Source organism: Pseudomonas sp. MHK4 (genome assembly GCF_054600775.1).
The window spans coordinates 113,032-135,268 of sequence record NZ_BAAIAK010000002.1 but is presented as its reverse complement, the minus strand read 5'-3'; the positions used below and the strand labels follow the sequence as shown (position 1 = coordinate 135,268).

The 22,237-nt window shown below is 59.8% G+C and carries 20 protein-coding genes; 10 read left to right on the top strand and 10 right to left on the bottom strand.

Features of this window, described 5'->3' with window-relative positions; translation table 11 throughout:
• Positions 1–183: 183 nt before the first annotated feature.
• Genes ACYP2Q_RS05570 through sdhC form a run of 4 tightly spaced genes read right to left on the bottom strand, consistent with a single transcriptional unit; the run spans position 184 to position 3,412 of the window.
• Positions 184–888, bottom strand: a complete 705-nt coding sequence (locus ACYP2Q_RS05570; protein ID WP_008063297.1) for a succinate dehydrogenase iron-sulfur subunit — start codon at positions 886–888, stop codon at positions 184–186.
• A gap of 11 nt (positions 889–899) precedes the next feature.
• Complete coding sequence (gene sdhA / locus ACYP2Q_RS05565) at positions 900–2,672, bottom strand: succinate dehydrogenase flavoprotein subunit (RefSeq protein ID WP_459729600.1); 1,773 nt, start codon at positions 2,670–2,672, stop codon at positions 900–902.
• Between the two features lie 3 nt (positions 2,673–2,675).
• A complete protein-coding gene (sdhD, locus tag ACYP2Q_RS05560; protein WP_034146346.1) occupies positions 2,676–3,044 on the bottom strand; it encodes a succinate dehydrogenase, hydrophobic membrane anchor protein in 369 nt (122 codons plus the stop codon).
• The gene (sdhC, locus tag ACYP2Q_RS05555) at positions 3,038–3,412 is read right to left on the bottom strand and encodes a succinate dehydrogenase, cytochrome b556 subunit (protein WP_016773673.1); all 375 of its coding nucleotides are present in this window, start codon (positions 3,410–3,412) and stop codon (positions 3,038–3,040) included. Before sdhC ends, sdhD begins: the two co-directional genes overlap by 7 nt.
• A 363-nt stretch (positions 3,413–3,775) precedes the next feature.
• Here sdhC and gltA point away from each other — a divergent pair, with 363 nt between their 5' ends.
• Entirely contained in the window at positions 3,776–5,065 is a 1,290-nt protein-coding gene (gltA, locus tag ACYP2Q_RS05550) for a citrate synthase (RefSeq protein ID WP_007977501.1), read from the top strand.
• Between the two features lie 269 nt (positions 5,066–5,334).
• Here gltA and ACYP2Q_RS05545 read toward each other — a convergent pair whose 3' ends face one another.
• The 3 genes from ACYP2Q_RS05545 to ACYP2Q_RS05535 form a co-directional block, all read right to left on the bottom strand.
• Positions 5,335–6,993 (bottom strand): cation acetate symporter, encoded by a 1,659-nt coding sequence (locus tag ACYP2Q_RS05545; protein ID WP_459729599.1) that lies wholly within the window; start codon positions 6,991–6,993, stop codon positions 5,335–5,337.
• A complete protein-coding gene (locus tag ACYP2Q_RS05540) occupies positions 6,990–7,301 on the bottom strand; it encodes a DUF485 domain-containing protein (RefSeq protein ID WP_459729598.1) in 312 nt (103 codons plus the stop codon). Before ACYP2Q_RS05540 ends, ACYP2Q_RS05545 begins: the two co-directional genes overlap by 4 nt.
• A gap of 238 nt (positions 7,302–7,539) precedes the next feature.
• Positions 7,540–8,391, bottom strand: a complete 852-nt coding sequence (locus ACYP2Q_RS05535; RefSeq protein WP_323608815.1) for a glycine betaine ABC transporter substrate-binding protein — start codon at positions 8,389–8,391, stop codon at positions 7,540–7,542.
• A 287-nt stretch (positions 8,392–8,678) separates the two neighbouring features.
• Between ACYP2Q_RS05535 and ACYP2Q_RS05530 the strand changes: the two genes are divergently transcribed.
• A complete protein-coding gene (locus tag ACYP2Q_RS05530; RefSeq protein WP_459729597.1) occupies positions 8,679–10,274 on the top strand; it encodes a glycoside hydrolase family 17 protein in 1,596 nt (531 codons plus the stop codon).
• Between the two features lie 107 nt (positions 10,275–10,381).
• On the opposite strand, the gene ACYP2Q_RS05525 is transcribed toward ACYP2Q_RS05530, so the two are convergent.
• Positions 10,382–10,750: a hypothetical protein gene (locus ACYP2Q_RS05525; protein ID WP_459729596.1), complete on the bottom strand. Its 369-nt coding sequence runs from the start codon at positions 10,748–10,750 to the stop codon at positions 10,382–10,384.
• Positions 10,751–10,974: 224 nt separating this feature from the next.
• Here ACYP2Q_RS05525 and ACYP2Q_RS05520 point away from each other — a divergent pair, with 224 nt between their 5' ends.
• Both ACYP2Q_RS05520 and ACYP2Q_RS05515 read left to right on the top strand, forming a co-directional pair.
• Complete coding sequence (locus tag ACYP2Q_RS05520) at positions 10,975–12,273, top strand: serine/threonine protein kinase (protein WP_459729595.1); 1,299 nt, start codon at positions 10,975–10,977, stop codon at positions 12,271–12,273.
• The gene (locus tag ACYP2Q_RS05515) at positions 12,266–13,054 is read left to right on the top strand and encodes an MlaA family lipoprotein (protein ID WP_459729594.1); all 789 of its coding nucleotides are present in this window, start codon (positions 12,266–12,268) and stop codon (positions 13,052–13,054) included. Before ACYP2Q_RS05520 ends, ACYP2Q_RS05515 begins: the two co-directional genes overlap by 8 nt.
• A 132-nt stretch (positions 13,055–13,186) precedes the next feature.
• On the opposite strand, the gene ACYP2Q_RS05510 is transcribed toward ACYP2Q_RS05515, so the two are convergent.
• The gene (locus ACYP2Q_RS05510) at positions 13,187–14,101 is read right to left on the bottom strand and encodes a DUF808 domain-containing protein (RefSeq protein WP_459729593.1); all 915 of its coding nucleotides are present in this window, start codon (positions 14,099–14,101) and stop codon (positions 13,187–13,189) included.
• Between the two features lie 134 nt (positions 14,102–14,235).
• Here ACYP2Q_RS05510 and ACYP2Q_RS05505 point away from each other — a divergent pair, with 134 nt between their 5' ends.
• Complete coding sequence (locus ACYP2Q_RS05505) at positions 14,236–14,841, top strand: TetR/AcrR family transcriptional regulator (RefSeq protein ID WP_459729592.1); 606 nt, start codon at positions 14,236–14,238, stop codon at positions 14,839–14,841.
• A 103-nt stretch (positions 14,842–14,944) separates the two neighbouring features.
• Here the strand turns inward: ACYP2Q_RS05505 and ACYP2Q_RS05500 are convergent, their stop codons facing one another.
• Positions 14,945–15,385: a GlcG/HbpS family heme-binding protein gene (locus ACYP2Q_RS05500; RefSeq protein ID WP_459729591.1), complete on the bottom strand. Its 441-nt coding sequence runs from the start codon at positions 15,383–15,385 to the stop codon at positions 14,945–14,947.
• A 268-nt stretch (positions 15,386–15,653) separates the two neighbouring features.
• Between ACYP2Q_RS05500 and gcl the strand changes: the two genes are divergently transcribed.
• From gcl to pyk, 5 genes are all read left to right on the top strand, one after another.
• Positions 15,654–17,429, top strand: coding sequence for a glyoxylate carboligase (gcl, locus tag ACYP2Q_RS05495; protein WP_459729590.1), 1,776 nt, complete (start codon positions 15,654–15,656; stop codon positions 17,427–17,429).
• 138 nt (positions 17,430–17,567) lie between these two features.
• The gene (gene hyi, locus ACYP2Q_RS05490; RefSeq protein ID WP_459729589.1) at positions 17,568–18,350 is read left to right on the top strand and encodes a hydroxypyruvate isomerase; all 783 of its coding nucleotides are present in this window, start codon (positions 17,568–17,570) and stop codon (positions 18,348–18,350) included.
• Positions 18,351–18,503: 153 nt separating this feature from the next.
• Positions 18,504–19,394, top strand: coding sequence for a 2-hydroxy-3-oxopropionate reductase (locus ACYP2Q_RS05485; protein ID WP_046819363.1), 891 nt, complete (start codon positions 18,504–18,506; stop codon positions 19,392–19,394).
• 152 nt (positions 19,395–19,546) lie between these two features.
• Positions 19,547–20,827, top strand: coding sequence for a glycerate kinase type-2 family protein (locus tag ACYP2Q_RS05480; RefSeq protein ID WP_459729588.1), 1,281 nt, complete (start codon positions 19,547–19,549; stop codon positions 20,825–20,827).
• The gene (pyk, locus tag ACYP2Q_RS05475; RefSeq protein WP_459729587.1) at positions 20,817–22,232 is read left to right on the top strand and encodes a pyruvate kinase; all 1,416 of its coding nucleotides are present in this window, start codon (positions 20,817–20,819) and stop codon (positions 22,230–22,232) included. Before ACYP2Q_RS05480 ends, pyk begins: the two co-directional genes overlap by 11 nt.
• Positions 22,233–22,237: the final 5 nt, after the last annotated feature.

Genomic DNA, 22,237 nt, shown 5'->3' with positions numbered 1-22,237 from the left:
AAACAAGCCACTAGGATCACACTGATAGTCCGGGTACCAGCCCGGATGCCCCTGCTTGTCTCATTTCTTCAAAATAAGAGCCGCAGCCTTTTAGGCTGCTGCTCAGGTTAAAACTACGGCGCCGGTTGAAGCCTGCGCCGCAGCATCCACGGGTACAGCGGTCTTGCGGGTACTACAGCTGAATCACACGCCGCTCGAGAGCAGCATGTTACGGATGTGACCGATGGCCTTAGTCGGGTTCAGGCCTTTCGGACATACGTTGACGCAGTTCATGATCCCGCGGCAGCGGAATACGCTGAACGGGTCATCCAGCGAAGCCAGACGCTCGGACGTCTTGGTATCACGGCTGTCTGCCAGGAAGCGATACGCTTGCAGCAGTGCAGCTGGACCCAGGAACTTGTCCGGGTTCCACCAGAAGGACGGGCACGAGGTCGAGCAGCAGGCGCACAGGATGCACTCGTACAGACCGTCGAGCTTTTCACGCTCTTCAGGGGACTGCAGACGCTCGATGGCCGGAGCCGGCGTGTCGTTCTGCAGGTAAGGCTTAACCTTTTCGTATTGCTTGTAGAAGATGCTCATATCGACGACCAGGTCACGGATAACCGGCAAACCTGGCAGAGGACGAACGATCAACTTGTTACCTTTTACAACAGCAGACAGCGGCGTGACGCACGCCAGGCCGTTTTTGCCGTTGATGTTCATGCCGTCGGAACCGCAAACACCTTCACGGCAAGAGCGACGATAGGAGAAACCTTCGTCCTGCTCTTTGATCAGGGCCAGCACGTCCAGCACCATCAGGTCTTTACCACCGGTATCAACCTGGAATTCCTGCATGAACGGCGCAGCGTCCTGATCAGGGTTGTAACGATAAACACTGACTTGCAACATGGCGGCCACCCTTAATAAGTCCGAATCTTAGGTTCAAAAGTCGGAACAGTCTTCGGCGAGAAGTTCACGGCACGCTTGGTCACGCGCTTGTCACCCGGGAAGTACAGGGTGTGGCACAGCCAGTTTTCGTCGTCACGATCTTCGAAGTCTTCACGGGCGTGAGCGCCGCGGGACTCTTTACGTACTTCGGCAGCGATGGCGGTAGCTTCGGCCACTTCCAGCAGGTTCTGCAGTTCCAGAGCTTCGATACGCGCAGTGTTGAACGCCTGCGACTTGTCGTTGATCTTCACGTTGGCGATGCGCTTGCGCAGATCAGCCAGCTGGGCAATACCCTTCTGCATGTATTCGCCGGTACGGAATACACCGAAGTAGTTCTGCATGCAGTTCTGCAGCTCGCGACGCAGGGTTGCCACGTCTTCGCCATCGGTACGCTCGTTCAGGGCGGACAGGCGCGCCAGGGCCGCAGTGATGTCGGCGTCGGTGGCGTCGTCGTATTCGATACCGTCGGTCAGCGCCTTTTCCAGGTGCAGGCCGGCAGCACGGCCGAAGACCACCAGGTCGAGCAGCGAGTTGCCGCCCAGGCGGTTGGCGCCGTGAACCGATACGCAAGCCACTTCGCCTACAGCGAACAGGCCCGGGATGATGGTGTCTACGCCTTCGGCGTCCTGGGTGATCGCCTGACCGTGAATGTTGGTGGCAACGCCGCCCATCATATAGTGGCAGGTCGGAACAACAGGAACCGGAGCAACCACCGGGTCAACGTGAGCGAAAGTCTTCGACAGTTCGCAGATGCCTGGCAGACGGCTGTGCAACACTTCCTCGCCCAAGTGGTCGAGTTTCAGCATTACGTGGTCGCCATTCGGGCCACAGCCGTTACCGGCGATAATCTCTTTAACCATCGAACGGGCAACAACGTCACGACCGGCAAGGTCTTTCGCGTTCGGAGCATAACGCTCCATGAAACGCTCGCCGTGCTTGTTGATCAGGTATCCACCTTCACCACGGCAACCTTCAGTTACCAGTACACCGGCGCCGGCGATGCCGGTCGGGTGGAACTGCCACATTTCGATGTCTTGTACCGGCACGCCAGCACGCAGCGCCATGCCAACGCCGTCACCGGTGTTGATCAGGGCGTTGGTGGTGGATGCGTAGATACGACCTGCACCGCCGGTGGCCAGAACGGTAGCCTTGGCACGAATGTAGGTGGTTTCGCCGGTTTCGATGCAGATGGCGATCACGCCGACGAATTCGCCTTGACCGTTCTTCACCAGGTCAACAGCGTAGTATTCATTGAGGAACGTGGTGCCGGCTTTCAGGTTGCCCTGATAAAGGGTGTGCAGCAGGGCGTGACCGGTACGGTCGGACGCCGCGCAAGTACGCGCAGCCTGGCCACCTTTACCGTAGTCCTTGGACTGACCGCCGAACGGACGCTGGTAGATACGGCCGGTTTCGGTACGCGAGAACGGCAGACCCATATGGTCCAGCTCGAAAACCGCAGCCGGGCCTTCCTGACACATGTATTCGATAGCGTCCTGGTCACCGATGTAGTCGGAACCCTTGACGGTATCGTACATGTGCCAGCGCCAGTCATCGTTCGGGTCGGCGGACGCGATGGCGCAGGTGATGCCGCCCTGGGCGGATACAGTGTGCGAACGGGTCGGGAAAACCTTGGTGATTACAGCAGTCTTGTGACCGCCTTGCGCCAGTTGCAGCGCTGCGCGCATGCCGGCACCGCCACCACCAATAATGATGGCGTCGAAAGAAATCGTTGGAATGTTAGCCATGAATCAGATACCCCAGAGAATCTGCACACCCCAGACGAAGTAAGCGAACATCGCAACGCCGCATACTGCCTGGAAGAGGAAACGTATAGCCGTCGCGGACTTGCCGAACGCCATTGGCGTCAGGTAGTCGGTCGCGATGGTCCACATGCCGACCCAGGCGTGAGCGCCCAGAGCAACAAGGGCCAGCAGGCTGAAAATACGCATCCAGTTATTGGCGAACAGTTCATGCCATTGGGCGTACTCGAGGCCAGGGTGGGCCACGACGTATCCGATCAGGAAAATGAAGTAAGCCGCGAGAACGACCGCAGACACACGTTGCGCCATCCAGTCATAGAGGCCCGAACGCGACAGGTTCGTGACGTTAGTTACCATATCCAAACTCCTGCCAGAACGATTACCACCACGGAAACGGCGATAACGATTTTCGAGCCCAGTTTTCCGCCTTCCAGCGTCTCACCGATGCCCATGTCCATGATCAAATGGCGCACACCGGCAACCAGGTGATACAGCAAGGCGGACAGGATGCCCCAAATCACTAGCTTGGCTAGCGGACTGGTCAGACACGCTTTCACCTGACCGAAGCCTTCCTCGGAGCTCAGCGACTTGTCCAATGCATAAAGCATGATGGCAAGGCACACGAAGAGGATGACACCGGAGATACGGTGAAGAATGGACGTGTAAGCAGTGACTGGGAGTTTGATGGTCCTTAGGTCTAGGTTTACAGGTCGTTGGCTTTTCACGGCTTTTTTTTCACACTGAAGAGCCCCTAACAATCAGGGCAAAGTTGTTGGGGAGTGCACTGGTCAGGTAACCACCACCCAGGGAGGCGACCCCCAATAACGCAAGCCCAAAAGCCCTTGGCGGTCGGCTGCCGAGTATAGACAGTTAGGCTACTAATGACAACGCAAAGACCTCACCCAAACAGCTGATTGCACTACGGACATAAAAGGCGTAAATGGCAGGCAATTTCGAGAAAAAAGTAGGGTTAAAGCCTTCTGGAGCAAGACTTTAGGCAAATTGACATTCGGATTTATCTCACTATAGTGGTGCGGGCCCTGCGTGGGGGGTCTGTCTGATGATTTCAAGCATAAATAGGAGGCCACATGGCTGACAAAAAAGCGCAGTTGATCATCGAGGGCGCAGCCCCCGTCGAGCTGCCCATTTTAACCGGCACCGTTGGTCCCGATGTTATCGATGTTCGGGGTCTTACGGCCACGGGCCGCTTCACCTTTGACCCTGGTTTCATGTCGACCGCTTCCTGCGAGTCGAAGATCACCTATATTGACGGTGACAACGGCATTTTGTTGCATCGCGGTTACCCGATCGAGCAACTGGCTGAAAAATCGGACTACCTGGAAACCTGCTACCTGCTGCTCAACGGCGAACTGCCAACCGCAGAGCAGAAGGCCCAGTTCGTCAGCACCGTGAAGAACCACACCATGGTTCACGAGCAGTTGAAGACCTTCTTCAACGGCTTCCGTCGCGACGCTCACCCGATGGCCGTCATGTGCGGTGTAGTCGGCGCCCTCTCGGCCTTCTACCACGACTCCCTCGACATCAATAACCCGCAGCATCGCGAAATCTCCGCGATCCGCCTGGTTGCCAAGATGCCGACCCTGGCAGCGATGGTTTACAAGTACTCCATGGGCCAACCCATGATGTACCCGCGCAACGACCTGTCGTACGCGGAAAACTTCCTGCACATGATGTTCAACACCCCGTGCGAGATCAAACCGATCAGCCCGGTGCTCGCCAAGGCCATGGACCGGATCTTCATCCTCCACGCCGACCACGAGCAGAACGCATCGACCTCTACCGTCCGTCTGGCCGGCTCTTCGGGTGCCAACCCGTTCGCCTGTATCGCCGCCGGTATCGCTGCACTGTGGGGCCCTGCCCACGGCGGCGCCAACGAAGCCGTTCTGACCATGCTCGATGAAATCGGCGATGTCTCGAACATCGACAAGTTCATCGCCAAGGCCAAGGACAAGAACGATCCGTTCAAGCTGATGGGCTTCGGTCACCGCGTCTACAAGAACCGCGACCCACGCGCCACCGTGATGAAGCAGACCTGCGACGAAGTGTTGAAGGAACTGGGCATCCAGAACGATCCGCAACTCGAACTGGCCATGCGCCTGGAAGAGATCGCCCTGACCGACCCGTACTTCATCGAGCGCTCGCTGTACCCGAACGTCGACTTCTACTCGGGGATCATCCTCAAGGCGATCGGCATTCCAACCAGCATGTTCACCGTAATCTTCGCCCTGGCGCGGACTGTCGGCTGGATCTCCCACTGGAAGGAAATGCTCTCCAGCCCGTACAAGATCGGCCGTCCGCGCCAGCTGTACACCGGCTACGAGTCGCGTGACATCACCAAGCTGGAAGACCGCAAGTAAGATCAGTCTTGCTGTAGCGTGTTGAGTTGTACCGGGAACGGCCTCCTGCTTTTTATATAGAGCAGGAGGCCGTTTTTGTTTGCCCGGGGTTCATGCAGTGACTGAAGCACCACCATCGCCAGCAGGCTGGCTCCCACAGGGAGCACGCATTCCAATGTGGGAGCCAGCCTGCTGGCGATGAGGCCAAATCCGGCGACACACACCCTTCAGACAGAAAAAAATGCCCCGATCTCTCGACCGGGGCATTAGCTTGCAGCTTCTAAGTGCTCTTAGTGCGAAACCGCCCCACTAGCGCCCAGACCCGTCTGCGAGCGAACGAACTGCGGGAAGAACAGCGCCCGCTCGTTATCAGCCGCAGTCGACTTGTCAGTAATCGAGAAGAACCAGATCCCGACAAAAGCAATGATCATCGAGAACAGCGCCGGATACTCATACGGGAAGATAGCCTTCTCGTGATGCAGGATCTGCACCCAGATGGTCGGGCCAAGGATCATCAGGCCCACAGCGCTTACCAGGCCCAGCCAGCCGCCGATCATCGCACCGCGAGTGGTCAGCTTTTTCCAGTACATGGAGAGCAGCAGGACCGGGAAGTTGCAGCTTGCCGCGATGGAGAACGCCAGGCCCACCATGAACGCGATGTTCTGGCTTTCGAACAGGATGCCCAGGCCGATCGCCAGCACTGCCAGGGCGATGGTGGTGATTTTCGAGACGCGGATCTCATCCTTCTCGTTGGCCTTGCCCTTCTTGATCACGCTGGCGTACAGGTCATGGGACACCGCCGAGGCACCCGCCAGGGTCAGGCCGGCAACCACTGCCAGGATCGTCGCGAACGCTACCGCCGAGATGAAGCCCAGGAAGATGCTGCCACCGACCGCATTGGCCAGGTGCACCGCCGCCATGTTGTTACCGCCCAACAGCGCGCCAGCCGCATCCTTGAACGCAGGGTTGGTGCTGACCAGCAGGATCGCGCCGAAGCCGATAATGAAGGTCAGTATGTAGAAGTAACCAATGAAGCCGGTTGCATACAGCACGCTCTTGCGCGCTTCTTTCGCGTCACTCACGGTGAAGAAGCGCATCAGGATGTGCGGCAGGCCAGCGGTACCGAACATCAGCGCCAGGCCAAGGGAGAACGCCGAGACCGGATCTTTCACCAGGCCGCCCGGGCTCATGATCGCTTCACCTTTAGGGTGAACCTTGATCGCCTCGGAGAACAGCATGTTGAAGTCAAAGTTGACGTGCTTCATCACCATCAGCGCCATGAAGGACGCGCCGGACAGCAGCAGGACAGCCTTGATGATCTGCACCCAGGTGGTCGCCAGCATGCCGCCGAACAGCACATACATGCACATCAGGATACCGACCAGGATCACGGCAACGTGATAGTCGAGACCGAACAGCAGCTGGATCAGCTTGCCGGCACCGACCATTTGCGCGATCAGGTAGAACGCCACCACCACGAGCGAACCGCAAGCGGACAGTGAGCGGATCTGGGTTTGCCCGAGGCGGTAGGACGCCACGTCGGCAAAGGTGTATTTACCCAGGTTACGCAGGCGTTCGGCGATCAGGAACAGGATGATCGGCCAGCCCACCAGGAAGCCGATCGAGTAGATCAGGCCGTCGTAGCCGGAGGTGAACACCAGCGCGGAAATACCCAGGAAGGACGCCGCGGACATGTAGTCACCGGCAATCGCCAGACCGTTCTGGAAACCGGTGATCTTGCCGCCCGCCGCGTAGTAGTCGGAGGCCGACTTGTTTTTCTTGGACGCCCAGTAGGTGATGCACAGGGTTGCACCGACGAATGCGATGAACATCAGAATCGCGGAAACGTTGAGCGGTTGTTTCTGTACCTCGCCGGTCAGGGCTTCAGCCGCCCAGGCGCCCGGTGCGAATGCTGCGATGCTCAATAGAGCCATTAGACGCCGGATCATTGCTGAGCCTCCTTGAGAATCGCATTGTTCAGGTCGTCGAATTCGCCATTGGCGCGTCGTACGTAGATCCCGGTCAGGACGAAGGCCGAAACAATCAGCCCGACACCGATCGGTATGCCCCAGGTAATCGATGACTCAGGGCTGAGTTTCGCCCCCAGTACATGCGGCCCGTAAGCAATCAAAAGGATGAATCCGGAGTAAAGCCCTAGCATGATCGCCGAAAGAATCCAGGCGAATCGTTCCCTCTTGCTAACCAGCTCCTTGAAGCGCGGGCTGTTTTGAATCGAGAGGTAAATGCTGTCGTTCATTGTTTTTATCCTCGCAGCACAGATTTAGTTGGAACGTATCCACTCTATGCGGCTGCGGGGCAGGTTCCAGACGACCTTAGTCTTAGAACCACGTGACGATCTCGCCAATCTCAAGCACTACTGAATAAATGTGGGAGCTAGCCTGCTGGCGATTGCGGTCTGTCAGTCAACACTTCAGTTAATTGACAGATCGCAATCGCCAGCAGGCTAGCTCCCACAGGGTACAGCGGAGTAACTATTACTTGGTCCAGTCAGCCACACGCTCCGGGTGTTTGGCTACCCAGTCCTTCGCCGCCGCTTCCGGCTTGGCGCCTTCCTGGATCGCCAGCATGACTTCGCCGATCTCGTCTTTCGAAGCCCACTGGAAGTTCTTCAGGAACTTGGCCACTTCCGGCGCCTTGGTCGCCAACTCTTTGCTGCCGATGCTGTTCACGGTTTCAGCTGCGCCATACACGCCTTTCGGGTCTTCCAGGAAACGCAGTTTCCACTTGGCGAACATCCAGTGCGGCACCCAACCGGTCACGGCAATGGATTCGTTCTTTTTCTCGGCACGGGTCAGCTCGGCAATCATGCCAGCGCCGGAACTGGCCTTGAGTTGATAGCCGGTCAGGTCGTAGTCCTTGATCGCCTGCTCGGTCTTGAGCATCACGCCTGAACCGGCGTCGATGCCAACGATGCGTTTCTTGAAGCTGTCGTCGGTTTTCAGGTCTTCAAGCGACTTCGCCTTGACGTACTCGGGCACGATCAAGCCGATCCTGGCGTCCTTGAAGTTCGGACCGTAGTCGACGACCTGGTCCTTGTTCTTGGCCCAGTAATCGCCGTGGGTCACTGGCAGCCAGGCCGACAGCATGGCATCGAGTTTGCCGGTGGCCACGCCCTGCCACATGATCCCGGTGGCGACGGCTTGGAGCTTCACGTCATAATTGAGCTTCTGCTTGATCACTTCGGCGGCCACGTGAGTGGTCGCGACGCTGTCGGACCAGCCGTCAACGTAACCGATGGTCAGGGTCTTGTTCTCGGCATTGGCGAATGTGGAGCCAATCGCAAGCACCAGAGCGGCACCCGCGCCTAAAAGTCGTCGCATCTTCATCGTTACTTCCCCGAAAGTGCTGCGCTCGACGGATGCCGAGTCGCGTCAACGTATAGTTATAGTGCACAGCGCCCCCATCACGCCCCACCCGCAAACCCTGGATCATCAGCGGAGTACTGATGAGTGCGATAATCAACCTGACGCTGATGGCGACCTGCTCTGCCAGCGACCTCAAGGCATCGAGAAACGACATCAGAACGCCATGAGTCTAGAGCAGCGCACAGGTTCCGGCCGATCCGCCCGAACTTTGCATGTCAAAATCATGCAGGCCACCAAGCACGGGACAAATGCAGGTAACATGCGCCGCTTTGCTCCCAGACGGCCTGACCATGCCCGCGACATCCCGCTTTCCTTTTTTTGCTTATCTTTTTGCCTGTCTGTTGGGGCTGTTTGCCCTCGGCGGCTTTTGGTACGGCCTTGGTAAACCGGTGATCCTGCCGGATGTCGCCAGCGCGACGCACAAGCTGCAATGCGCCTCCTACACTCCATTCGACAAGGACCAGTCGCCGTTCGATGTGCCGTTCAACCTTCGTCCCGAGCGCATGGACGCGGACCTCGCGTTGCTGGCAACCCGCTTCGAATGCATCCGAACCTACTCGATGACGGGACTCGAAGCCCTACCGGACCTGGCGCGAAAGCACGGGTTGAAAATGATGATTGGCGCCTGGGTCAACAGCAGTCCGGTAGACACTGCCAAGGAAGTAGAGCTGCTGATCGCCGAAGCCAATGCCAATCCGGACGTGGTAACGGCGGTCATCGTCGGCAACGAGGCCCTGCTGCGCAAGGAAGTCACCAGCACACAGCTGGTGAAGCTTATTGAAAGAGTCAAAAGCCAGGTCAAACAGCCTGTCACCTATGCCGACGTGTGGGAGTTCTGGCAAAAGCACCCGGAGATCGCCCCGGCGGTGGACTTCATCACCATCCACTTGCTGCCGTACTGGGAAGATCACCCTTCGAACATTGACGTCGCCCTGATGCAAGTGGCCGCCGTGCGCCAGTCATTTGGCAGCATGTTTGCGCCCAAGGACGTGATGATTGGCGAAACCGGCTGGCCGAGCGAAGGCCGTCAACGCCAGACCGCCCTGCCAAGCCGGGTCAACGAAGCCAAATTCATGCGCGGATTTGTCGCCATGGCTGAGCAGCATGGTTGGCACTACAACCTGATCGAAGCCTTCGACCAGCCGTGGAAGCGTGCCAGCGAAGGTGCGGTGGGTGGTTACTGGGGGCTGTTCGATGCGGATCGCCAGGACAAGGGCGTGCTGGCCGGGCCCGTGTCGAACGTGCCGTATTGGTCGCAATGGCTGGTAGTCGGTGGATTTATCTTCCTTGGCACACTGATTCTCGGTGGACGCGTACGCAGCACTCGCGCCGCGCTGGTGCTGCCGCTGCTGGGAGCCCTGGCCGCTTGCTCGATGGGTGCCTGGGGCGATCTGGCACGGGTCACCACACGCTTTGCCAGTGAATGGCTGTGGGTTGCCCTGCTGACCGCCTTGAATGTGCTGGTGCTGGCCCATGCCGCGCTGACGCTGAGCCCTCGCACCGGCTGGCGTGGCTGGGCGTTCAATGCGCTTGAGCGTCGGGCAGGCTGGATCCTGGCAGTGGCAGGATTTGCCGCTGCGGTGACGATGCTGGAGCTGGTATTCGACCCGCGCTATCGCAGCTTCCCGAGCGTCGCCTTCATCCTGCCAGCGCTGGTTTACCTGTGCCGCCCGGTGAGCGCGCCGCGCCGGGAGATCGCCCTGCTGGCCTTCATCATCGGCGCCGGTATTGCGCCGCAACTGTTTCGTGAAGGTTTGCAGAACCAGCAGGCCTGGGGTTGGGCGCTGGTGAGCGGGTTGATGGTGGCGGCGTTGTGGCGTTGTTTGCGGGTTCGCAAGGACTGATCTTCAGCGCCGCCTCCGGCCTCTTCGCGAGCAAGCCCGCTCCCACATTTGATCTGCGTCGCTCACAAATCGAATGTGGGAGCGGGCTTGCTCGCGAAGGCTATCTATCAGGCGCTACGGGACGCCCTGACCAACCGCAACCCTGCAATCACCACCGCAAACACCGCCATCGTCGTGTTGTACAACGCCAGCGCAGGAAACCCGAACACCAGCGCCACCATCGCCAGCCACCACCCTGCCCGCCCAGGCAGCACAAAACCGACTACCGCGGCGACCAGCGCCGCCCAGCCCAATACCTGGAAGTGAATCATCAGGCCCAGGTTCGAACGCACCTGGCATTCCCAGCGGCTGGCCTCATCCACGCAAATCCCGACCCACTGCGCATCTTCCATGAAGCCATAACGCGCGCCATAGCTGGCGGCCAACCATAAGGGCAGCAAAACAAGCAGCACAATCACAGGCAAACGGCGGGACATGGAGCACTCCAATACGCGAAAACGGCGGCCAGCTTAATCGCCCGACAGCCTTACGCAAGCGATAACAACTGATAACTGGTCATTCAATCACTGCAAAGTGTATCGTCGAGCTACTATTACTTGGAATTCAGGCCTGTTTGGTGCCGATGCATGGCACTTTGGCGCAAATCCAGTGGTCATAGCCTGCGAACTTCATTCGGCACCTTTTTCTAAGGGATCTAGTCATGCTCCGTTCCTTGCGCTTCGCCGCCCTCTTTGGCGGCCTTATCTTGAGTGCGTCCGCACTGGCGGTCGATATCGACGCTGCCAGTTATGGCTATCCCTTGACCAACCCATTCGAGGCAACCATTGCCACCACGCCACCGGACCTGCGCCCCGAGCTGCCGCTGGATGAGGACATCAATCAGTCGGATCGCAGCGTCACCTTGCGTCCGGAACGCGCTTTCGAACTGCCGGACAACTTCTGGGCAGTGAAGAAACTCACCTATCGGATTGCCACCCAGGATAAACCTGCGCCGTTGATCTTCCTGATCGCCGGCACCGGCGCGCGCTACGACAGCAGCCTCAACGAATACCTGAAGAAGCTTTACTACAAGGCCGGCTACCACGTGGTGCAACTGTCGTCGCCCGCCAGCTTCGACTTCATAAGCGCCGCCTCACGTTTTGCCACGCCCGGCATCAGCAAGGACGATGCTGAAGACATGTACCGGGTGATGCAGGCCGTACGGGCGCAAAACCCCAAACTGCCGGTCACCGAGTACTACCTGACAGGCTATAGCCTGGGTGCACTGGACGCGGCATTCGTCGCGCACCTGGACGAAACCCGCCGCAGCTTCAACTTCAAGAAAGTGCTGCTGCTCAATCCTCCGGTCAATCTCTACACCTCGATCACCAACCTGGACCGACTGGTGCAAACCGAGGTCAAGGGCATCAACAACACCACCACCTTCTATGAGCTGGTGCTGAACAAGCTGACCCGTTACTTCCAGCAGAGAGGCTACATCGATCTCAACGACGCACTGCTTTATGACTTCCAGCAGTCCAAGCAGCACCTGAGCAATGAACAGATGGCCATGCTGATCGGCACCTCGTTCCGTTTTTCCGCGGCCGACATTGCCTTCACCTCGGACCTGATCAACCGTCGTGGCCTGATCACGCCACCGAAAACGCCCATTACCGAAGGCACCAGCCTGACGCCGTACCTCAAGCGTGCGCTGCAGTGCGACTTCGACTGCTATATCACCGAACAGGTGATTCCGATGTGGCGTGCTCGCACCGACGGCGGCAGCCTGCTGCAACTGATCGACCAGGTGAGTCTGTACGCACTGAAGGACTACCTGCACGACAGTCCGAAAATCGCCGTGATGCACAACGCTGACGATGTGATTCTCGGCCCTGGAGACCTGGGTTTCCTGCGCAAGACTTTTGGCGATCGCCTGACCGTTTACCCGCTGGGCGGCCACTGCGGCAACCTTAACTACCGCGTCAACAGCGACGCCATGCTGGAGTTCTTCCGTGGCTAAATACCTCCTGCTTATCGCCGCATTACTCTGTGCAAGCGCTGCCAATGCCGACAACAGCAAGGCCAACGCACCGGTGGTCGTCGACAGCGACGGCTTCAAGGAGCCACTGAGCAAACTCAAGTTCAACCCGGGCCTGGACCAGCGCGAATTCGAACGCTCGACGCTCAGCGCACTGAACGTCTATGACCCGCTGGAAGAGTGGAACCGCCGCGTTTACCACTTCAACTACCGTTTCGACCAATGGGTGTTCCTGCCGGTGGTCGACGGCTATCGCTACATCACGCCGAGCTTCCTGCGTACCGGCGTGAGCAACTTTTTCAACAACCTTGGCGACGTGCCGAACCTGATGAACAGCTTGTTGCAGTTCAAGGGCCAGCGTTCGCTGGAGATCACCGGACGGCTGCTGCTCAACACCACCATCGGCATCGCCGGCCTGTGGGATCCGGCCACCTCCATGGGCCTGCCACGCCAGAGCGAAGACTTCGGCCAGACCCTGGGCTTCTATGGAGTTCCGGGCGGCGCCTACTTCGTACTGCCGATCCTCGGCCCATCGAACCTGCGTGACACTGGCGGGTTGTTGGTCGATTTCAGCGCCGAGAACGCCATCAACTTCCTCAACGTTGCCGAAGTCAGTTCCAACCATCCGGAAGTCTGGATCCTGCGTGGCATCGACAAGCGCAATCAGACCAGCTTCCGCTATGGCCAGCTGAACTCGCCGTTCGAGTACGAGAAGGTGCGTTACGTGTACACCGAGTCGCGCAAATTGCAGATTGCCGAGTAAATACCAGTAGGCACAAATCAAATGTGGGAGCGGGCTTGCTTGCGAAGAGTGCATGACAGTCGACATCAATGTTGGATGTGATGCCGTCTTCGCGAGCAAGCCCGCTCCCACACTTGATCGTATTGCCAGGTCTTAGCCTTTCAGCGTCTTCCAGACTTTTCCAACAATGAAAACCCCCACCAACACCACCGCCCCCGCCACGATCCCCGCCACCGCATTAAGCAACGTCGGCACGATAAACCCGGCACCGCCGGCTGCGGCGCTGACACTTTCGATCCAGTGATGCACCACCGGCACGCCGTGGGTGAGGATGCCGCCACCGACCAGGAACATCGCCGCCGTACCAATCACCGACAGGCTTTTCATCATGTACGGTGCCGCGCGCAGGATGCCACCGCCGATGCTCTTGGCCATCTGCCCCGGCTTCTGGGTCAGCCACAGGCCCAGGTCGTCGAGCTTGACGATGCCCGCCACCAGGCCGTAAACGCCGATGGTCATGACGATGGCGATGCCCGAAAGCACGACGACTTGCTGGGTCAGCGCCGAATCGGCCACGACACCAAGGGTGATGGCGATGATTTCCGCCGAAAGAATGAAGTCGGTACGGATCGCACCCTTGATCTTGTCCTTTTCGAAGGCCACCAGATCGACCGCCGGATCCGCCACTGCCTCGACCAGTTCGGCATGTTCGGCCTGGTCTTCGGCCTTGCTGTGGAGGAATTTATGGGCGAGCTTTTCAAACCCTTCAAAACACAGGTAGGCGCCACCGACCATCAACAACGGCGTGACCAGCCACGGGATGAACGCACTGATGGCCAATGCCGACGGGACCAGGATCAGTTTATTGACGAACGAGCCCTTGGCGACCGCCCAAACCACCGGGATCTCCCGCTCCGCGCGCACACCGCTGACCTGCTGGGCATTGAGCGCCAGGTCATCGCCCAACACGCCGGCGGTCTTCTTGGCGGCCATTTTGGTCATCAACGCCACATCGTCCAGCACGGCGGCGATGTCGTCGATCAGCACGAGCAAACTGCTTCCTGCCATGAATCGGCTTTCCTTCTTGAATGAATGCCGTGCAGCATAGCGCGGCCGAGCGCCGCACGGAGCATTCTTGAGCGTCGCCGAAGGCCGGTGCTACCATGCGCCACCGCCAGTACAGGCAAGGAACCCCCTGGTTTATGAGCACCATCCGCGAGCGCAACAAACAACTGATCCTGCGTGCCGCCAGTGAAGAATTTGCCGACAAGGGCTTCGCTGCGACCAAAACCAGTGACATCGCAGCCAAGGCGGGATTGCCCAAGCCCAACGTCTACTACTACTTCAAATCCAAGGAAAACCTCTATCGCGAGGTCCTGGAAAGCATCATCGAGCCGATTCTGCAGGCCTCGACGCCGTTCAACCCCGACGGTGTGCCCAGCGAAGTGCTGAGCGGCTATATTCGCTCGAAAATCCGCATCTCCCGCGACCTGCCCTTCGCCTCCAAGGTATTTGCCAGCGAAATCATGCACGGCGCCCCGCACCTGAGCCCCGACCTGGTCGACCAGCTCAACAGCCAGGCCAAGCACAACATCGACTGTATCCAGACCTGGATCGACCGTGGCCAGATAGCGCCAATCGACCCCAATCACCTGATGTTCAGCATCTGGGCCGCAACCCAGACCTACGCCGACTTCGATTGGCAAATCACCGCCATCACCGGCAAGACCAAGCTGGATGAAGAAGATTACGAAGCGGCGGCGCAGACGATCATTCGGTTGGTGCTCAAGGGGTGTGAGCCGGATTGACGCCATCGCCAGCAGTCTGGCTCCCACAGTTGATCTCTGACACTCAGATAGTCCCCTGTGGGAGCCAGCCTGCTGGCGATAGCGGTATCAGTCACCCATTAAATCAAGCCACCACCCCAGCATCCGCCCTCAACCCCAGCGCCTCGATCGCATTGATCGCGCACTGCTCATCAACATCCGACAGATCCCCGCTGATCCCCACCGCCCCCAGCACGTTCCCGTCCTGATCCCGCACCAGCACACCCCCCGGTGCCGGCACGACGCTGCCCTGGCCCAGGCTATTCAATGCCGCGATAAAGGCCGGGCGTTGTTGGGCGTCCAGTGCCAGCAGGCGTGAGCCCTTGCCCAGCGCGATGGCGCCCCAGGCTTTGCCGATGGCGACGTGCGGGCGTAGCAGGCTGGCGCCGTCTTCGCGTTGCAGGGTGACCAGGTGCCCGCCGGCATCCAGTACCGCGATGGTCAGTGGCGCCGCGGAGATGGCCCGCCCTGCGCTGATGGCTTCGTTGACCAGGTTGACTGCGACTTTCAAGGTTAAAGCGCTCATGGTGCCGTCCTCATTTTGTTTTTCGGAAAGCCGTTGGGATGCGCCGTTGTGCCGCAGCCCGATGCAACAAATAGAACACAATGAATTATTTTTTTGTATACAATAATTATCGAAAAGCGCCACATGCGACGAAAAGCCACAGTAGACCGGGCTTCCGACGAATGAAACAAGCGCTTGAGAAAATGGATTGACCTGCGCCGTCCGCCGTGAATACACTCTGCGCAAAGCCACTTGTATACAATTACAAAACGTAAAGAGGCACAAAACCATGAGCAAAATGAGAGCAATCGAAGCCGCCGTTCTGGTGATGCGCCGTGAAGGGGTTGATACCGCTTTTGGCATCCCCGGTGCCGCCATCAACCCGCTGTACTCCGCCCTGCAAAAGGTCGGCGGCATCGATCACGTACTCGCTCGCCACGTTGAAGGCGCCTCGCACATGGCCGAGGGCTACACCCGCACCAAGGCCGGCAACATCGGCGTGTGCATCGGTACTTCCGGCCCTGCCGGTACCGACATGGTCACCGGGCTCTACAGCGCCTCGGCCGACTCGATTCCAATTCTCTGCATTACCGGCCAGGCACCCCGCGCCCGTATGCACAAGGAAGACTTCCAGGCTGTCGACATCACCAGCATCGTCAAGCCAGTCACCAAGTGGGCGACCACTGTTCTCGAACCGGGCCAGGTGCCTTACGCGTTCCAGAAAGCTTTCTATGAAATGCGCTCCGGCCGTCCAGGCCCCGTGCTGATCGACCTGCCGTTCGACGTACAGATGGCCGAAATCGAATTCGACATCGATGCTTACCAGCCGCTGCCTTTGGCCAAGCCGACCGCTACCCGCGTTCAAGTCGAGAAGGCTCTGGCCCTGCTCGATCAGGCTGAGCGTCCACTGCTGGTTGCGGGTGGCGGCATCATCAACGCCGACGCCAGCGACCTGCTTGTGGAGTTCGCCGAACTGACCGGTATCCCGGTCATCCCTACCCTGATGGGCTGGGGCACCATCCCGGACGATCATCCGCTGATGGTCGGCATGGTCGGCTTGCAGACTTCGCACCGCTACGGCAACGCGACCATGCTCAAGTCGGACGTGGTGCTGGGTATCGGTAACCGTTGGGCCAACCGCCACACCGGTTCGGTTGATGTCTACACCGAAGGCCGCAAGTTCATTCACGTCGACATCGAAGGCACTCAGATCGGCCGCGTGTTCACCCCGGACCTGGGTATCGTGTCCGACGCCGCTGCCGCGCTGACCGTGTTCATCGAAGTCGCTCGCGAATGGCAAGCCGCCGGCAAGCTGAAGAACCGCAGCGCCTGGTTGCAAGACTGCCAGCAGCGTAAAGCCAGCCTGCAGCGCAAGACCCACTTCGACAACGTGCCGGTCAAGCCGCAACGCGTTTACGAAGAAATGAACCAGGTATTCGGCAAGGACACCTGCTACGTCAGCACCATCGGTCTGTCGCAGATCGCCGGCGCGCAGTTCCTGCACGTCTACAAGCCGCGTCACTGGATCAACTGCGGTCAGGCAGGCCCTCTGGGCTGGACCATTCCGGCGGCGCTGGGCGTGGTCAAGGCTGATCCGAACCGTAAGGTCGTGGCCCTGTCGGGGGACTATGACTTCCAGTTCATGATCGAGGAATTGGCGGTGGGCGCGCAGTTCAAGCTGCCGTACATTCATGTGGTGGTGAACAACTCGTACCTGGGCCTGATCCGTCAGGCACAGCGCGGTTTCGACATGGATTACTGCGTACAGCTGTCGTTCGACAACCTGAACGCTCCGGAACTCAACGGTTACGGTGTCGACCACGTCGCGGTTGCCGAAGGCCTGGGTTGCAAGGCGCTGCGCGTGTTCGAACCGGCCCAGATCCAGCCTGCCCTGCGCAAGGCCCAGGAGCTGATCGAAGAGTTCAAGGTGCCGGTCATCGTCGAGATTATCCTGGAGCGCGTGACCAACATCTCCATGGGTACCGAGATCAACGCCGTCAACGAATTCGAAGACCTGGCGCTGGTCGGCAACGACGCACCGACTGCGATTTCGTTGCTCGATTAAATAGCTGCTCGTTCCCCCTGTAGGAGCCGGCTTGCCGGCGATAGCGATACATCAGCCACATCAATGTCGATTGATACACCGCTATCGCCAGCAAGCCGGCTCCTACAAGGGGACCTCATACATACACGGGAGACCACCATGCCGCGTTTCGCAGCCAACCTGTCCATGCTGTTCACCGAACAGGACTTTCTCGCCCGTTTCGAAGCGGCCGCCAAGGCCGGTTTCAGTGGTGTCGAATACCTGTTCCCGTACGACTTCAGCTCTGCCGAAATCAAGGCCAAGCTTGACGCCAACGGTCTGACCCAAGTGCTGTTCAACCTGCCGGCCGGTGACTGGGCCAAGGGCGAGCGCGGTATCGCCTGCCTGCCGGACCGCGTTGAAGAGTTCCGCGCTGGTGTCGACCTTGCCATTGCCTACGCACAAGTACTGGGCAATACCCAGATCAACTGCCTGGCCGGTATCCGCCCACAAGGCGTCGACGATGCCACCGTGGAAAAAACCTTCGTCGCCAACCTCAAGTACGCCGCCGACAAGCTGCAAGCGGCAGGCATCAAACTGGTGATGGAAGCGATCAACACCCGCGACATCCCGGGTTTCTACCTGAACAACACGGCGCAAGCCCTGTCGATTCGCGAGCAGGTCGGCAGTGCCAACCTTTTCCTGCAATACGACATCTACCACATGCAAATCATGGAAGGCGACCTGGCCCGCACCCTGCAATCGCACCTGGGCGAGATCAACCATGTGCAGCTGGCAGACAACCCGGGGCGTAACGAACCAGGCACCGGTGAAATCAACTACCGCTTCCTGTTCGACCACCTGGACCGCATTGGTTATCAGGGCTGGGTCGGCTGCGAATACAAGCCGCTGACCACCACGGAAGCAGGCCTGGGCTGGTTGAAAACCCACAACGCAATCTGACACAGCGCCCTTGTAGGAGCTGGCTTGCCAGCGAAGGCAATGTCACTGCCAATAAAGAGGCTGGATGTGATGGCCTCTTCGCCAGCAAGCCGGCTCCTACAAAAGCAGTTCCCAATTTGTTTGAAGCAGCAATAAAAACAAGAGGATTTTCTCATGGCTAAAATCGGATTCATCGGCACCGGCATCATGGGCCACCCTATGGCGGCGAACCTGCAAAAAGCCGGTCACAGCCTGTTCCTGTCGGCGCACCACGATGCCGCCCCTGCCGACCTGGTCGCCGCCGGCGCGGTCGCCCTGGCGAACCCGAAAGAAGTTGCCCAGGAAGCCGAATTCATCATCGTCATGGTCCCGGACACCCCGCAGGTCGATGACGTGCTGTTCCGCGCCGACGGCGTGGCTGCAGGCCTGGGCAAAGGCAAAGTGGTGATCGACATGAGCTCGATCTCGCCGACCGCCACCAAGGCCTTCGCCGCCAAGATCAATGAAAAAGGCGCCCAGTACCTCGACGCGCCAGTGTCTGGCGGTGAAGTCGGCGCCAAGGCTGCGACCCTGAGCATCATGGTCGGCGGCGATGCCGATGCCTTCGAACGCGCCCTGCCGCTGTTCCAGGCCATGGGCAAGAACATCACCCTGGTCGGTGGCAACGGCGACGGTCAGACCGCCAAGGTGGCGAACCAGATCATCGTCGCGCTGAACATCCAGGCGGTGGCCGAAGCCTTGCTGTTCGCGGCCAAGAACGGTGCCGACCCAGCCAAGGTGCGTGAAGCGCTGATGGGCGGTTTCGCTTCGTCGAAGATCCTTGAAGTGCACGGCGAGCGCATGATCAAGGGCACCTTCGATCCGGGCTTCCGCATCAGCCTGCACCAGAAGGACCTGAACCTGGCCCTGCAAGGCGCCAAGGAGCTGAACATCAACCTGCCAAACACCGCCAACGCCCAGCAAGTGTTCAGCACCTGCGCGGCCATCGGTGGCAGCAACTGGGACCACTCGGCGCTGATCAAGGGCCTGGAACACATGGCGAATTTCTCGATTCGCGATAAATAACGCAACACCCCCTGTAGGAGCTGGCTTGCCAGCGATTGCCTCGACACGGTCTGCCTGACATACCGAGGCGTCTGGATCGCTGGCAAGCCAGCTCCTACAGAGGCATCACCGCTGCAACGTCAACCCAATAACAAGAATTCCGGGAGCCCGCCATGTCGGTCGATCCGCAACAATTCCTGCGCGAGCTGTTCAACACAGCCATTGACGCGGCCCATCCGCAGCAAGTCCTCGAAGCCCATCTGCCTGCCGACCGCAGCGGTCGGGTGATCGTCATTGGTGCCGGCAAGGCCGCGGCCGCCATGGCCCAGGTGGTCGAGCGCTGCTGGCAGGGTGAAGTGTCCGGTCTGGTGGTGACGCGTTACGGTCACGGCGCCCCTTGCGAAAAAATCGAAGTGGTCGAAGCCGCGCATCCGGTTCCGGACGCAGCCGGCCAAGCGGTGGCCAAGCGCGTATTCGAACTGGTCAGCAACCTGACGGAAGCCGACCGCGTGATCTTCCTGCTGTCGGGCGGTGGTTCGGCGTTGCTCGCCCTGCCCGCTGCCGGCATCACCCTGGCCGACAAGCAATCGATCAACAAGGCCCTGCTCAAATCCGGCGCGACCATTGGCGAGATGAACTGCGTACGCAAGCACCTCTCGGCGATCAAGGGCGGCCGCCTCGGCAAGGCCTGCTGGCCAGCCACTGTCTACACCTATGCGATTTCCGATGTGCCGGGCGACCTCGCCACGGTCATCGCCTCCGGCCCCACGGTGGCCGACCCGAGCACCTCGGGCGAAGCGCTGGGGATCCTCAAGCGTTACAACATCGACGTGCCTGCCGCCGTGCGCAACTGGCTGCAAAGCGCGGAATCGGAAACGGTCAAACCCGGCGATCCGAGCCTGGCCCGCAGTCACTTCCAGCTGATCGCCCGCCCGCAGCAATCCCTGGAAGCCGCGGCGGTCAAATGCCGTCAGGCCGGTTACAGCCCGTTGATCCTGGGTGACCTGGAGGGTGAGTCCCGGGAAGTGGCGAAAGTCCACGCTGGCATCGCCCGCCAGATCGTCCAGCACGGTCAGCCACTGGCCGCGCCCTGCGTGATTCTCTCTGGCGGCGAAACCACGGTCACCGTTCGCGGCAACGGCCGTGGCGGGCGCAACGCCGAGTTCCTGCTGAGCCTGACCGAGAGCCTCAAGGGCTTGCCCGGCGTCTATGCCCTGGCCGGTGATACCGACGGCATCGACGGCTCCGAAGACAACGCCGGGGCAATCATGGCCCCGGAAAGTCATGCCCGCGCCGCCGCCCTCGGCCTGAGCGCCAGCGACGAGTTGGACAACAACAATGGCTACGGCTATTTCGAGGCGCTGGACGCGCTGATCGTCACCGAGCCGACCCGCACCAACGTCAACGACTTCCGCGCCATTCTGATCCTTGAGAGCCCTAAACATGACGCCTGACAAAAAGGTCAAGATCCTCGCCACCCTCGGTCCCGCCACACACGGGATCGATGACATTCGCGAACTGGTGCAGGCCGGGGTGAATATCTTTCGCCTGAATTTCAGCCACGGCGATCACGCCGACCACGCCAAGCGCTACCAGTGGATCCGTGAAGTCGAGCGCCAGCTGAATTATCCGCTGGGTATCCTGATGGACCTGCAAGGACCGAAACTGCGGGTCGGTAAATTTGCCGCGGGCAAAGTGCAACTGCATCGTGGTCAGGCACTGCGCCTGGACCTCGATACCACGCCGGGTGATGAACGCCGGGTCAACCTGCCGCACCCGCAAATCATCGCGGCGCTGGAGCCAGGCATGGACCTGCTGCTGGACGACGGCAAGCTGCGCCTGCGGGTGGTCACCAAGTACGCCGACGCCATCGACACCACCGTGCTTAACGGTGGCGAACTGTCGGACCGCAAGGGCGTGAACGTGCCGCAAGCGGTGCTCGACCTGAGCCCCCTGACCGCCAAGGATCGCCGCGACCTGAGCTTCGGCCTCGAACTGGGGGTGGACTGGGTGGCGCTGTCGTTCGTCCAGCGTCCAGAGGACATCCGCGAAGCCCGCGCGCTGATCGGCGACAAGGCGTTCCTGATGGCCAAGATCGAGAAGCCGTCGGCGGTCACGCAATTGCGCGAAATCGCCGAGTTGAGCGACGCGATCATGGTCGCCCGCGGTGACCTGGGCGTGGAAGTGCCGGCCGAAAGCGTGCCGCAGATCCAGAAGAACATCATCAGCACCTGCCGCCAGCTGGGCAAGCCGGTGGTGGTGGCGACGCAGATGCTCGAATCCATGCGCTTCTCCCCGGCGCCCACCCGCGCCGAAGTCACCGATGTCGCCAACGCGGTGGCCGAAGGCGCCGACGCAGTGATGCTGTCGGCCGAGACCGCGTCCGGCGAATATCCGCTGGAAGCCGTGCAGATGATGAGCAAGATCATCCGCCAGGTGGAAAACGGCCCGGACTATCAGAACCAACTGGACGTCAGCCGTCCGAAAGCCGAAGCGACCGTCAACGATGCGATCAGCTGTGCGATCCGCCGTATCAGCAATGTGTTGCCAGTGGCGGTGCTGGTCAACTACAGCGAGTCCGGCACCTCGAGCCTGCGCGCGGCACGTGAACGGCCGACGGTGCCAATCCTCAACCTGACGCCGAACCTGCAAACCGCTCGTCGCCTGACCGTGGCCTGGGGCGTGCACTCGGTGGTCAACGATCGCCTGCGCCAGGTGGACGAGGTGTGCTCGACGGCGCTGGAGATCGCCCAGGCCCAGGGCATGGCGCAGCGTGGCGATACGTTATTGATCACGGCGGGTGTGCCGTTTGGGCAGCCGGGGTCGACTAACTCTTTGCGCATCGAGACATTGATCTAGCGCCT

Bases quoted from the DNA above. Each gene is read 5' to 3' on its own strand.
- ACYP2Q_RS05535 (WP_323608815.1), bottom strand. From the start codon at position 8,391: ATGAAGATGCGACGACTTTTAGGCGCGGGTGCCGCTCTGGTGCTTGCG.
- sdhD (WP_034146346.1), bottom strand. From the start codon at position 3,044: ATGGTAACTAACGTCACGAACCTGTCGCGTTCGGGCCTCTATGACTGG.
- hyi (WP_459729589.1), top strand. From the start codon at position 17,568: ATGCCGCGTTTCGCAGCCAACCTGTCCATGCTGTTCACCGAACAGGAC.
- ACYP2Q_RS05500 (WP_459729591.1), bottom strand. From the start codon at position 15,385: ATGAGCGCTTTAACCTTGAAAGTCGCAGTCAACCTGGTCAACGAAGCC.
- ACYP2Q_RS05520 (WP_459729595.1), top strand. From the start codon at position 10,975: ATGCTCCGTTCCTTGCGCTTCGCCGCCCTCTTTGGCGGCCTTATCTTG.
- gltA (WP_007977501.1), top strand. From the start codon at position 3,776: ATGGCTGACAAAAAAGCGCAGTTGATCATCGAGGGCGCAGCCCCCGTC.
- ACYP2Q_RS05540 (WP_459729598.1), bottom strand. From the start codon at position 7,301: ATGAACGACAGCATTTACCTCTCGATTCAAAACAGCCCGCGCTTCAAG.
- ACYP2Q_RS05525 (WP_459729596.1), bottom strand. From the start codon at position 10,750: ATGTCCCGCCGTTTGCCTGTGATTGTGCTGCTTGTTTTGCTGCCCTTA.
- ACYP2Q_RS05485 (WP_046819363.1), top strand. From the start codon at position 18,504: ATGGCTAAAATCGGATTCATCGGCACCGGCATCATGGGCCACCCTATG.
- ACYP2Q_RS05480 (WP_459729588.1), top strand. From the start codon at position 19,547: ATGTCGGTCGATCCGCAACAATTCCTGCGCGAGCTGTTCAACACAGCC.
- gcl (WP_459729590.1), top strand. From the start codon at position 15,654: ATGAGCAAAATGAGAGCAATCGAAGCCGCCGTTCTGGTGATGCGCCGT.
- ACYP2Q_RS05570 (WP_008063297.1), bottom strand. From the start codon at position 888: ATGTTGCAAGTCAGTGTTTATCGTTACAACCCTGATCAGGACGCTGCG.
- ACYP2Q_RS05545 (WP_459729599.1), bottom strand. From the start codon at position 6,993: ATGATCCGGCGTCTAATGGCTCTATTGAGCATCGCAGCATTCGCACCG.
- sdhA (WP_459729600.1), bottom strand. From the start codon at position 2,672: ATGGCTAACATTCCAACGATTTCTTTCGACGCCATCATTATTGGTGGT.
- pyk (WP_459729587.1), top strand. From the start codon at position 20,817: ATGACGCCTGACAAAAAGGTCAAGATCCTCGCCACCCTCGGTCCCGCC.
- ACYP2Q_RS05530 (WP_459729597.1), top strand. From the start codon at position 8,679: ATGCAGGTAACATGCGCCGCTTTGCTCCCAGACGGCCTGACCATGCCC.
- ACYP2Q_RS05505 (WP_459729592.1), top strand. From the start codon at position 14,236: ATGAGCACCATCCGCGAGCGCAACAAACAACTGATCCTGCGTGCCGCC.
- ACYP2Q_RS05510 (WP_459729593.1), bottom strand. From the start codon at position 14,101: ATGGCAGGAAGCAGTTTGCTCGTGCTGATCGACGACATCGCCGCCGTG.